At 61.4% G+C, this 12,029-nt stretch carries 12 protein-coding genes and 1 riboswitch; all 12 genes read right to left on the bottom strand.

Going from position 1 to position 12,029, the window contains the following annotated elements:
• Positions 1–88: 88 nt before the first annotated feature.
• The 12 genes from KJA79_RS15585 to KJA79_RS15530 all read right to left on the bottom strand — a co-directional run bounded on the left by KJA79_RS15585 (position 89) and on the right by KJA79_RS15530 (position 11,719).
• A complete protein-coding gene (locus tag KJA79_RS15585; protein WP_213042988.1) occupies positions 89–1,660 on the bottom strand; it encodes a cobyric acid synthase in 1,572 nt (523 codons plus the stop codon).
• Between the two features lie 16 nt (positions 1,661–1,676).
• Entirely contained in the window at positions 1,677–2,408 is a 732-nt protein-coding gene (locus KJA79_RS15580) for an adenosylcobinamide amidohydrolase (protein WP_213042987.1), read from the bottom strand.
• The gene (gene cobD / locus KJA79_RS15575; RefSeq protein WP_213042986.1) at positions 2,405–3,511 is read right to left on the bottom strand and encodes a threonine-phosphate decarboxylase CobD; all 1,107 of its coding nucleotides are present in this window, start codon (positions 3,509–3,511) and stop codon (positions 2,405–2,407) included. Before cobD ends, KJA79_RS15580 begins: the two co-directional genes overlap by 4 nt.
• Complete coding sequence (gene cbiB, locus KJA79_RS15570; protein WP_213042985.1) at positions 3,508–4,464, bottom strand: adenosylcobinamide-phosphate synthase CbiB; 957 nt, start codon at positions 4,462–4,464, stop codon at positions 3,508–3,510. The genes cobD and cbiB overlap by 4 nt, the downstream gene beginning before the upstream one ends.
• Positions 4,461–5,222: an adenosylcobinamide-GDP ribazoletransferase gene (gene cobS / locus KJA79_RS15565; protein ID WP_213042984.1), complete on the bottom strand. Its 762-nt coding sequence runs from the start codon at positions 5,220–5,222 to the stop codon at positions 4,461–4,463. Before cobS ends, cbiB begins: the two co-directional genes overlap by 4 nt.
• Positions 5,223–5,226: 4 nt before the next feature.
• Positions 5,227–6,282 (bottom strand): nicotinate-nucleotide--dimethylbenzimidazole phosphoribosyltransferase, encoded by a 1,056-nt coding sequence (gene cobT / locus KJA79_RS15560; RefSeq protein ID WP_343224259.1) that lies wholly within the window; start codon positions 6,280–6,282, stop codon positions 5,227–5,229.
• A gap of 13 nt (positions 6,283–6,295) precedes the next feature.
• The gene (cobU, locus tag KJA79_RS15555) at positions 6,296–6,853 is read right to left on the bottom strand and encodes a bifunctional adenosylcobinamide kinase/adenosylcobinamide-phosphate guanylyltransferase (protein ID WP_213042983.1); all 558 of its coding nucleotides are present in this window, start codon (positions 6,851–6,853) and stop codon (positions 6,296–6,298) included.
• Positions 6,837–7,433, bottom strand: coding sequence for a cob(I)yrinic acid a,c-diamide adenosyltransferase (locus KJA79_RS15550; RefSeq protein WP_213042982.1), 597 nt, complete (start codon positions 7,431–7,433; stop codon positions 6,837–6,839). Before KJA79_RS15550 ends, cobU begins: the two co-directional genes overlap by 17 nt.
• Before the next feature lie 67 nt (positions 7,434–7,500).
• Positions 7,501–7,716, bottom strand: coding sequence for a cysteine-rich CWC family protein (locus KJA79_RS23355; protein WP_213042981.1), 216 nt, complete (start codon positions 7,714–7,716; stop codon positions 7,501–7,503).
• Entirely contained in the window at positions 7,713–8,339 is a 627-nt protein-coding gene (gene cobO, locus KJA79_RS15540; protein WP_246507714.1) for a cob(I)yrinic acid a,c-diamide adenosyltransferase, read from the bottom strand. Before cobO ends, KJA79_RS23355 begins: the two co-directional genes overlap by 4 nt.
• On the bottom strand, positions 8,314–9,729 hold the full coding sequence (locus tag KJA79_RS15535) for a cobyrinic acid a,c-diamide synthase CobB (protein ID WP_213042980.1): 1,416 nt from the start codon (positions 9,727–9,729) through the stop codon (positions 8,314–8,316). The genes cobO and KJA79_RS15535 overlap by 26 nt, the downstream gene beginning before the upstream one ends.
• 7 nt (positions 9,730–9,736) lie before the next feature.
• Positions 9,737–11,719 (bottom strand): TonB-dependent receptor plug domain-containing protein, encoded by a 1,983-nt coding sequence (locus KJA79_RS15530; protein ID WP_213042979.1) that lies wholly within the window; start codon positions 11,717–11,719, stop codon positions 9,737–9,739.
• A 28-nt stretch (positions 11,720–11,747) separates the two neighbouring features.
• A riboswitch (cobalamin riboswitch) is annotated at positions 11,748–11,974 on the bottom strand.
• Between the last annotated feature and the right edge of the window lie 55 nt (positions 11,975–12,029).

The following is a 12,029-nucleotide window of genomic DNA, read 5'->3' as shown; positions in this document are numbered from 1 at the left end:
AAGATTTCGAAGGGAGCGCCAAAGTTTGGTCGCTTTGGAAGAGAAGCGTCAAAATGACCGGCAGGTGAGCTCGTACTGCAGTCAGCGCCTAGCCACCCGTCTGTGAACGGAGGATAGCCCAGATCGGGGTGAGATCGAGGTGCTGCTCAACATGATCGGCCCAGCGATCCAACGCATGCCGTTGTGTGTCGTTCACCTGTTGGGAACGCACAAGCTCGATCGGCGGGAGTCCCTTTCTACGACGTAACCGATTCAGCCAGGCACGCCGGAATGGCGACTGATCGAACAACCCGTGAATATAGGTCCCCCAGACCAGCCCATCATCCCGCACTGCTCCGTCCGATGAGCCGGCATCGGGTGCACCTGCCTGAAGCTGATCGACGGACCGCGCCGGTCTCCCTTCGAGGTGGAAACAGGAACGATGGGGGCCGGGGTCCGTTCGCCCCATATGAATGAGGTACCCACGAACCGACACCGATCCCGCATCATCAAGGTGCAGCGCTGAGGCCTCCACCTGCTCGGTGATTTTTTCAGGCATCATGATGGTGTATGTCTGTAACAATCCCAAGCCGTCTGCCTCGCCGCCGGTCTCGACGCCATCGGGGTCGGCAATCCGATTCCCTAACATTTGGTACCCGCCGCAGATCCCGACCAACTCCCCTCCGCCACGGACATGGTCTTGGACGACCGCGTCAAACCCCTTCCCGCGCAGATAGGTCAGGTCTGTCAACGTGCTCTTCGACCCGGGAATGATCACCGCATCAGCTCCTGCTGCCTCGGCCGGCGTCGCCACGTACCGAAGGGCCACATCGGCCTCTTGGGTCAGCATGTTGAAATCGGTAAAGTTGCTCATGTGCGGCAGCAGCAAGACCGCAATGTTGACGCGATCGTCCGCAAAGGCCGCCTGACGCCGAATCTCGACATCCAGGCTGTCCTCCTGATCCAGCGTGAGGTCGCGGAGAAAGGGCAGCACACCAAGCACCGGAATCCCCGTCCGCTCGCGAAGAAAGCGAACCCCGTCTGCAAAGAGCGCGCTGTCGCCGCGAAATTTGTTGATCACGAGCCCGCAGACCCGAGCGCGTTCCTCCGGCGCAATGAGATCCAGCGTGCCGATCAATTGGGCGAATACGCCGCCTCGATCGATATCGCCGACCAAGACAACCCGGGCATCCGACAATTCCACCGTCGACCAGTTAACCAAGTCACGGTCGCGCAGATTCACTTCGGCAGCGCTTCCGGCCCCTTCAATCACGATCACGTCATAGTGCGCGGCGAGCCGCTCGTAACTGCTCCGCACTGCCTGGAACAATTCCGAATTCCGGCCGCGCGAAAAGTACGCCTGTGCATCCAACGTCGAATACACACGTCCCTGGACCACCACCTGCGCCCTGGCATCGGATTCCGGTTTCAGCAGAATGGGATTCATGTCCACATGGGGGGCCAGGCCGCACGCCTCGGCCTGCAACGCTTGAGCACGCCCGATTTCTCCGCCTTCCGGAGTGACGAACGAGTTCAGCGACATGTTCTGCGCTTTGAACGGCGCCACCCTGATGCCTGCCCGATGCAGCAATCGACAGAGACCGGCGACCACCAGGCTCTTTCCGACATCGGAACCAGTTCCCAGGACGGCTATGGCTATGGCACGTGCAGAGTGAGGCATCGAACTCTTCCAGACATCAGCGGCGATGCGTCGCGGTCCATTGCGCGGCGCGTGCAAGCCCTTCGGCCACACAGTCGCGGACCACCAGACCGATCATAGAACCAAGATCGGTATGTGTGCCCGCGTACGAATGCCACGGCCCATGCCCGCGCAGGGCACAGGCGGCGACCACCGCATCCGTCCCCGTCCCTGTCGCGCCGGGCGAACCGGTCCAGCTGGGAACGGCGTGATCACGTAGGACGCCCGTCTTGGCCTCCGTGGCAACCTGCACCACGCCGACCAGTGCCGGAGCCGCGAGGCAGGCGTTCGTCACGATAATGAGATTGATCGTCCCTGCCTTGCCTTGCCGGGCATGTCCGTCCCGATGGCTCGGCCGTTCACCGGCCCGCACGGCATTGGTGACCCCGACCGTGGCAAAACATTCCACCCAGAGCCCATCCCGTTCCTCTAGACAGCTCACCACCTGTGTCATTGGCACCGCCGTCATTAGGCCGACGCAATCCGCCTCAACACCGAGTAGCCCGGCCAGACGCCTCAGATACCGGGAAGGATGCTCCCAGGGTCTCCCTTCGACGTTCGACGAGGGATTGGACGCCACCTGGTGATTGAGAATGTAGCGAGTGGTTCGCAGACCTCCGCCCCGCGGCGCGGAGGACAGGACACGCATACGACTGCCTAAGTCGACGATCAACGTGTCGCGGGTGACACGCGATGTGGTTGCCAAGCGATCCGGCGGACGTCCGCTCATTCTGCCACTCGTCCGATGAACGACAAGGCCTTCAGGAGTCGATCATTCTCACTTCTCGTTCGTACCGCCACCCGCAGCGAGCGGTCATTCAACCCCGGGACCTTCGAGCAGTCACGGAGGAGCACCCCTCGCCGTCGCAGTACCGAGACCACCTGTGTCGCCTTGTGCCCGACCGGCAGTTCCAACAGGATGAAATTCGCCTTGGCTGGAAACACCCGGACGCCGGACAGCCGTTCAAGTGCCCGCTGCAGCCTGGTCCGTTCCCGATCCATGAATTGCAGACTGCGCCGGCGATGTCGATCGTCCCGCAAGGCCACCATGGCAGCTCGCTGCGCCAACATGTTCACCGACCATGGAGGTTGCTGCGCACTGAGTTGCTTCGTCACAGCGGGATGCGCGACCGCATACCCCACACGGAGGCCAGGTAGCGCATAGAACTTGGTGAAGCTTCTCAGCACAATGGTCTTGGGTGGAAGGGCCTTCCCAAGAATCGACACCGCCTCGCAATAGTCCGCAAACGTTTCATCGACCACGCACCAGAGCCCGAGGCGCGCCGCTGCGCGGGCCAGCGTTCGAACGGTAGTGGCCTCCCAGGCGACGCCGGTCGGACTGTTCGGATTACAGAGCAGGACGGCATCGAGGGGACACGACCGGGTACCCGGTCGTGAAACCCGTCGCAAGGCCTCCAACACCAGTTCCAGGCTGGGTCGGTAGTGATCCGCATACTCGGCCATTACCGTGCTGATCCGCCCTCCGGATCGTGCCATCGCCGCCGCGTATTCGGAGAAGGTCGGGCCGACCACCAGCAGATGCCGAATCTGCAGGGCATCAGGGAGAAGATGGATCAACTCCGTCGAACCGTTCCCGATGAGAATCGCCTCGGGAGCACGGCGCCAGTGAGCCGCGAGCGCCTGCCGAAGATCCCAGCAGAGCGGATCGGGATAATGGCAAAGCAGTGACCTCGAGCGTGTGAGCATCCGGAGGACAGCCGGTGAGGGGCCTAATGGATTAATGCTTGCGCTGAAATCGAGCAATCGATCGGGCGCTCGCCCCACATCACGAGCAGCGCCGTACACATCTCCGCCGTGGACCGTCCGCGTCATGATACCCACAAGGACAACAAAGCAAAGAACAAACCGAGCGCATAGATGACCAGCATGATGCGGGTTGCGCGACCGATATGTTCGGGAGTCACCTCCCCCGGACCATCCCCGAGCAACTCGGCATCATGGGGAACACCGTCGTAATAATTCCGTCCTCCGAGTTGCACACCCAACGCACCGGCCATGGCAGCCTCCGGCTGTCCGCTGTTCGGGCTGGGATGCTTGTCACCGTCCCGATGCAAGATGTACCAACTCTCATGGATGCGATGCCATTGCCCGGTGGACAAGCCGGCAGCCAGCGCGATGAAGCCGCCCGTCAATCGAGCAGGGACCCAGTTCACCACATCGTCAAGTCGGGCGGAGGCCCAGCCGAAATGTTCATACCGCTCATCGCGATGGCCGATCATGGAGTCGAGCGTGTTGACCGCCTTGTAGGCCAGCGCCAGCGGCGCGCCGCCGAGCGACAGATACACCAACGGGGCGATGATCCCGTCGGAGGCGCTTTCGGCGATGGTCTCGACGGTCGCGCGCGCAATCTCGGGCTCCGTCAACGCGGCGCTGTCGCGCCCTACAATCATGGCGACCGCCTTTCGCGCTCCCGCCAAATCGCCGGCCGCCAAGGCGCCGGTCACCGCCTGCACATGGTCATAGAGGTCGCGCCCAGCCAACGTGGTAGAGGCCAGGCCTATGCCGACGGCCTGGCCCAGGATTGGGTGCAGCGCAGCAGCCTGCCCGATCACCCACGTGGCTGCGCCATAGACGGAGGCGGGCAGACCGAGCGCCAGACAGGCGCCGGCAAGCTGAAGAGCCTGCTCGCTCCGGCAGATGATGCGGATACGATGATCGATCCAACCGATGACTGCGCCCATTCCTCGCACCGGATGGGGAAACCAGCGGGGGTCTCCCAGCGCGATGTCGAGCACCGCCGCGAGCGCTAAATCGACGCCCGTCATCGAGTCATCACCAAGATCGGCACCAGCAGCAGAAACACAATCTCAATCAGCTCATTGGTGGCACCGAGCAGATCACCGGTCACGCCGCCGAACCATTTGCGACAACCCTGCCGTACCAGCACAACCACTAAAGTCCCCAATGCCATGGTAGCCAAGGCCGGAACCGGGCCCAGACCTGCCGTTAAGGCCACGGCCAAGACCAGCGTCGAAAGCAGGACATGGTGCCATGACAGATTCGTGAGGAACGCCGACGCCAACCCTCCATCGCGTCGCGCATAGGAAGAGGACCAGGCCACACACACCATCGCCCAACGACCCACCGCCGGCATACAGAGCAACATGGGGAAACGCCACGACTGGGGTAGGGCGAGCAAGCCGGCATACCGCAGCAGGAGCGAGAGAAAAAGGCCTGTCGCGCCGAGGGCACCGACATTCGGATCGCGCATGATGCGCAGCCGGTCGTCTATCGTTCGGCCCCCGGCTAATCCATCGACCGTATCCGCAAGCCCGTCTTGATGCAACCCGCGCGTGAGCAGCACCAACAGGACGATCAGCAGGACGTTCACCACCTCGGCCGTCAGCCACCAGCGCAAGACCTGATCCACCAGCGCCAGGAGCCCGCCGATCATCAGCCCCACCGTGGAATACCAGGCCATGGACGCCGCCAGCTCATCTGCCGTCGGATCATGATAACGGCGGCTGATCGGGATCGCCGTCAGAAAATGCCAGGCGAACACGAAGGGTCTGGTCATCGACATGATCTTAGTCACGCTGCGAAACGCCCGCTTCGTCAAAGGTTGCCATCTCGGTGAGAATCTTGATGGAGGCTTGTACCAGCCCCATGCCAAGGCAGGCCCCCGTACCTTCACCAAGCCGCAGGTCGAGATCCAAGAGCGCCGTGAGGCCGAGGTGATCTAAAATCGCCTGGTGCCCCCGTTCAACCGATCGATGCGAGGCGATGAGGTAGTCTCGGCAGAGCGGCTGGATCCCCACGGCAATTAATGCAGCTGCACCGGCAATAAATCCATCCAACACCACCGGGACCCGCGCCGCCGCAGCCCCCAGGATCAGCCCGGCCAATCCGGCAATTTCCAGTCCGCCCACCTTCGCCACCACATCGACCGCATCAGCCGGGTCTGGACGATGTCGATCCAACGCGTCTTGAATGACCTGAATCTTATTGGCGTGACCGGCTTCGTCGATGCCGGTGCCACGTCCCGTGACCTCGGCCACGGCCCGACCGGTCATCACGGCCGTGATTGCGGCGCTCGGCGTCGTATTGCCGATTCCCATCTCGCCGGTGCCGATGAGCCCAATGCCCTCGCACGCCGCCTGGGTCGCCAGATCGATACCGATGTGCAGCGCCTGCGCTGCTTCTGTTCTGCTCATCGCCGGTTCGCGCCGGAGGTTCCTCGTTCCCCGCATGACTTTTTTCTGGATAAGGCCAGGAACCATTGCGAAGTCATGGGCCACCCCGATATCCACCACCCGAACCTCAACCCCGGCATGCCGCGCCAACACGTTCACCCCGGCGCCGCCCCGGAGAAAATTCAAGACCATCTGCGGCGTGACTTCGCTCGGATAGGCGCTCACGCCCTCCATTGCTACCCCGTGATCAGCAGCAAACGTGAACACGACCCCGCGCGGCACATTCGGCTTGACGTCGCCGGTGATGGCGGCGTACCGCACCGCGGTCTCTTCCAGTCTCCCGAGACTGCCGAGGGGTTTGGTCAACCCGTCCAAGCGAGCTTGAGCCTTCGCGGCACTCTGCTGATCGACCGGTTGAATCTGCCGCACCACCTCATCGAGTGTCATCACGTCGTGCTCCTGTTTATTTCAGCCTAAGCGATTGTCCGGCGATGACAAAATAGACTTCGTCGGCCGCAGCGGCAAACTGCTGATTGATTCGGCCCGCGAGGTCACGAAAAGCGCGCGCATCCCGGCTGGTCGGCACCAATCCATATCCCAGCTCGTTGCTCACCAGGACGACCCGAGCCGGAGTCCGCCGAATCGCTTGTATCAATTCGTCCACGGCGCTGGTCAAATCTTTCCCGACAATGCGGCGGCCGCAGACATTGCTCATCCACAGGGTCAGGCAATCCACCACAATCGTGCGATACCCGGAACCCTCCGATCGAAACCAATCGCCCAACGCGCAAGGAACTTCCGCAGTGGACCAATCAGCCGCCCTGGTCGCACGGTGCCGATCGATACGGGCCTTCATTTCGCCATCGAGTGCCTGCCCGGTCGCCACAAACGCCTTCGGTCCCTTACGACCGGCCTTGTCCAACGCCACCTGGCTTTTTCCCGAGGCCGCTCCTCCCAGGACTAGAATGAGACGAGACTGGGAACGCCGGCGCGGTCTCCCTGACTTACTTGCCGGGGGCATCGGTCTCACGCTGCCACAAAAATTCCGGTTCCCCCTGCGTCTTCGCGACCCAGCGCGCCATGACAAACAGGGCATCACTCAATCGGTTCAGATACTTGTTGAGCACTACTGAGACGTCCTCTTCCCGGCTCAGCCGGATGCAATCGCGCTCGGCCCGCCGACAGATGGTTCGCGCTTGATGCAGCGTGGCCGAAACTTTGCCACCGCCGGGCAGGATAAATTCCTTGAGCGGGGCCAACTCCTCCTGGCATCGATCGATCATCTCTTCGAGCTTGGTCACATCGCCATCGGTCACCTTCGGCATGTTGGGAAAGGTCTGGCCCGGAGCGGTCGCGAGCAGACTCCCGACATCGAATAACTTATTCTGAATCCAACGCAGATCAGCCTCGAGTTGCGCGGAGGCGGGAGACGCGCTTCCTCCCTCGGCGTTCATCGCCCGCACCAACCCCACCGACGCATTCAGCTCATCGACCGTGCCATAGGCTTCGACTCGCAGGCAGTCCTTCCACACCTGCTGTCCCCCGGCCAACCGGGTCTGCCCTGCATCACCGGTCCTGGTATATACCTTGGTAATTCGCATGCTTCTATCCTTTCACACCAGAGCACTGATTTCCGACTCGAGCTTGGAGAGGCATCCCAGCGACACGCTAACCTGGTTGATTCGCCCCGGACGTCCTCGTTGGCCCAAGTGTCCCATCCGCCACCTGCTGCAAACAGACGGGGCAAAGGCAGTCCTTAAACCGCGCAGCGATCCAATCCATCTGCTGTTCGGTAATACCGATTTTCCCGCACCAGCATTGATACCCGACACATTCGAACGGCTGCCGGCAGTGCTCGCAGGTCTTGCTGACCGGACCTCTCAAAACTCCACCCCCGCCTGAGCTTTGATCCCTTTCCGAAAGGGATGTTTCACTTGCTTCATTTCCGTGACCAGGTCTGCCGCTTCTATCAATTCTTGCGGAGCCCCTCGGCCGGTGATGACCACATGTTGCATAGAAGGACGCGATAACAAGCGCGGCAGCACCTGGTCGAGATCGGCGTACCCGTGCCGGAGCACAATGTTGAATTCATCGAGAATCACCATTGCATAGGAAGGATCCAGCAAGAACTCACACGCCTTGGCCCAGGCCTCCTGGGCAAATCTCGTATCGCGCTCGCGATCCTGTGTTTCCCACGTATACCCCTCGCCCATGCGAAGAAACGTCACACGCTCGCCGAATGACCGGAGCATGCGTTCCTCTGCCGTGTCGATGGCGCCTTTGATGAACTGCACGACCGCCACCTTCCTCCCATGGCCGAGCACACGCAGTGCCATGCCAAGCGCGGCAGTGGTCTTGCCCTTCCCCGCGCCGGTATGGACGATCAGCAAGCCCTTCTCTTCCTGTGCCGCTTCAATACGACGGTCCACCGAAGCCTTCAGGCGCTGCATGCTGGCCGTATGGTTGTCCTGCTCCGTCATCTCAGGCCGTTCGCGCAGGTGCCACATCCCGGCGCGCTCGACGCGCAGCTCCGAGCAGATGCCCCACCACATCAGGGCAACTGCCGAAATGCTGATGACTATACAACGCCAGCGTCTTTCGCCTCATCACCCCGTCCGGTCCAACCGGCTTGCCGTCCGCATCCGAGAGCGCGCAGACATACTGCAGTTCGCCCGTCGGCTCCAGCAGCGAATAATGGAACTCATGCCCACGCAGCACCGTGCCCTCCGGACCAAGCAGACAGGGCTGTGTCAGCCGCACGGTTCGATACCCCAGCGTCATCCCGGCCTTCCGCATCACCGCCTCAGCGGATATGACCCCGACCATCTCATGTCGGTGTCCCGCCATATCACGGATTGCCTGTGTCAGATACATCAGACCGCCGCACTCGGCATAAATCGCCCCGCCCCTCTCACTGAATGCACGGATCGCGGATCGTATGGCAGCATTGGCCGCCAAGGCCTCGCCGTACAGCTCCGGATACCCGCCACCGAAATACAGCAAGTCCACATCCGGTATGGTGGCATCACGCAAGGGCGAAAACAGGACAATCTCGGCCCCCGCCGCCTTCAGCATCTCCAGGTTGTCCTGGTAATAAAAGCAGAAGGCTGCGTCGTACGCCACCCCGACCCGCACTGTCTGCGGTTGGCTCACCGACAGATCCAACGCCGGCTCAGCCGGCAGCACGAGGTCGTCTGCCGATCGTGCCAGCGCGATGACCCGATTCACATCAATCGTCCTTGTCGCGGACTGTGCCAGTCGGGCATAGACCTCACCCTGCCCTTCTTCGATTGCGGTTCTCAGGCCGAGATGCCGGTCGGCAATGGCCATGGCCGGATCCGGCTCCAGGTACCCGACCACCTCCAGATCCGTGGCTGATCTCACCGCATCTCGCAGCAATCGGTAATGCCCCTCACTCTTTACCCGATTAAACAGGACGCCGACGACGCGCACAGCCGGATCGAACTTGGCGTACCCGAATGCCATGGCCGCGGCCGAACGGGCCATGGCACTGCCGTCGATCACCAGCAGCACCGGAGCTTGGAGTTGCTTGGCCAACTCGGCCGTACTGCCCTTATCCTGTGTCGGCGAACTTCCATCGAAGAGCCCCATCATGCCTTCGATGATCGACAGGTCCGCGTCAGCCGACGCGTGTGAGAATATCGCTCGATTCACGGTTTCGCCAAGCATCCAGCCGTCGAGATTGCGCGACGGCCGACCGGTCACTACCTGGTGATGGCCGGGATCGATGAAGTCCGGCCCGGCCTTACACGGCTGCACGACCAGACCATTCTCCTTGAGCGCCGCCAGCAGTGCCAAGGTGACGGTGGTTTTGCCGGCACCACTGTGGGTGCCGGCGATGATCAATCGAGGACGATGCATCGGTCGTGCGCTCACGCTCGCCTCACGACTTTCCCCCGAACGTGACCCGAACGCCGCCGAAAACCGACCGGATCGGCGTACCGGCGCTGGCGATTTCTTCGTACTTCTCATTGAAGAGGTTCTCGGCCCGGAGATAAGCCTGGAGTTGCTTTGTGACATCGTAGGTGACCGCCAACGACCACACATCAAATGCCGGAAGAGGTTGCCGATCTCCGGTGGTGTTGTATCGCGAGCCCACATACCGACCGATCAACGTGATCCATAGGGGGTCGATGGGCTGGTAGCTGATCGTGGCGCTCCACTGATCGGTGGGCCAACGCGGCAAACGACTTTGGCTATCCAGATCGCGCGTGAGCGTGTTCGTGTATTGGGCCTGCAGAATGAGGCTCTTCACGAACCGTTTGTCGCTTGAGTAGGTATACGAGAGTCCGGCCTCCCAGCCTTTGGTCGAGGCTTCCCCAAGCTGCTGCGGGCAGAACCCGAAGGTACTGAACGGCGCGCAAAAGACCGGATCGAATGTGGTCGTGATCAAATTCCGATACCGGTTCCAGAACAACCCTCCCGTGAACTTGATCTGCTTGGAAAACAGATACTGATCGATCCCCACATCCATACTCTGACTTTTTTCAGGCCCGAGATTGGGATTGCCAAAATTGGGGAAATACAGCTCGTTCATGCTGGGCGCGCGAAAGCCGGTCGAATACCCGGCGCGGAGCTTGGTATCGGTTTCCTTCTGGTAATACCCCGCCGTAAGTCGATACGTGGTCGCATCGCCGAAGACGTTGTAACTATCATGGCGAATCCCGGCTGTTGCGAAGACTCGATCCCAGAGATTGAACTGGGCTTGCGCAAATCCGGCGTGGGAACTCAGGATTCGATTCGTGAGCCCGCTGTCGTTCTCACCCTGCTGCTCCCGAAATTGATAACCGGCGCTCAGCAGCAACAATTTGGTGATCTGCACGTTATGCTGCCATTCCAAGCGGTTGGAGAGCACACGCGTTTCGTTCGGATCTCCGAATGGGGTGCTGAAGGCACCGCTGACCAAGCTCCGTTGCAACGTGCCGGGGAGAAACAGCGAGGCCTCCTGAGATCGGGCGAGGGTCAGCTTCTGCGTCCACCAGCTCGTCACCGGCTGCTCATAACTCCCGCTGAACACATATTCCTGGCTCCGGATCTTCGAGCCGTACACGTCGCTCGGCGCGGTAGCCGACAGGTTGTCCAGCTGCACATCGGAGTTCATCCAACGCATGCTGAAGTCCAGCCGCCCGTCATGCGGAAGATCGACGCCGATTCGCCCCGAACCCTGCCAATTGCGGTACGAATCCCGCTCCGTCGCCCCCCGCCTGTAATTGACGGCGGAAAAGGAAGACATGTCCCAGCGGGACAGGGACAGGCTATAGTCGACGATCCCCTGTTTCCCCGAGACGGATCCCCCCTCACGGATGGAGGCGAACGATCCATACTCCATGAAGCCGGTCGCGGAGAGCGGCCCCTGTCCCTTCTTCGTCACGATATTAATGACCCCGCCCATGGCGTCGGAGCCCCACAACATACTCTGCGCGCCGCGAAGGATCTCGACTCGTTCGATATTGTCGGTCGTCAGATTGGCGAAATTGTAACTACCGACGGTGGCGCTGTTGACGATCGCGCCGTCGATCAGCACCAGGGTCTGATTCGCCCCGCCGCCTCGAATCTTGGCCGTGACCTCGGTACCCGGCCCGCCGTTCGAAAACATTGCCACACCCTGGGCTAACCGAAGCGCGTCCACCACGCTCCTGATGTTCTGTCGTTTCATGTCCTGCGCCGTGATGACCTCGACCGCGCTGGTCACCTGGCTTACCGGCAATGGGGTTTTGGTGGCCGAGACCACGACTTCCTCGGCCTGCACGACAGGATCAGACTCCGGGGGCTCGTCGGCAACCGCCGCTGCCGTCCACACAGGCGGGACACGTATGACACACAGCAACACGAACAAGACAGACCATGGCCTGAGACGTACCAACATCCTGACACTCCCTTTCGCTCGAAGGGATCAGTCGTAACAGCCGTCAGTTGGGTCTCCTGACTTACGGATCGTCGCGGCTCCGCGCCTTCCCGACCGAAGAAGTTCTCAGCACTCAGCTTTCAGCAAACAGCTTCACGCTGATGGCTAACGACTTCCTCGAACAGTGGCTCCGTGCAGAGTCACTCCCCGCTTACAGTGGCGGCACCGTGATGGATTTGCACCATCTTCCCCGACGCTGACGGCGTCTTCCTGACACTCCGTTCTCCAATGATGACGCGCCCCTTCTCTTCCCACGGGTGGGCCGGCGCGA

This window comes from Nitrospira defluvii, assembly GCF_905220995.1.
GTDB lineage: Bacteria > Nitrospirota > Nitrospiria > Nitrospirales > Nitrospiraceae > Nitrospira_A > Nitrospira_A defluvii_C.
The sequence above is the reverse complement of the archived record's forward strand: the minus strand, read 5'-3'. Positions and strand labels throughout refer to the sequence as shown.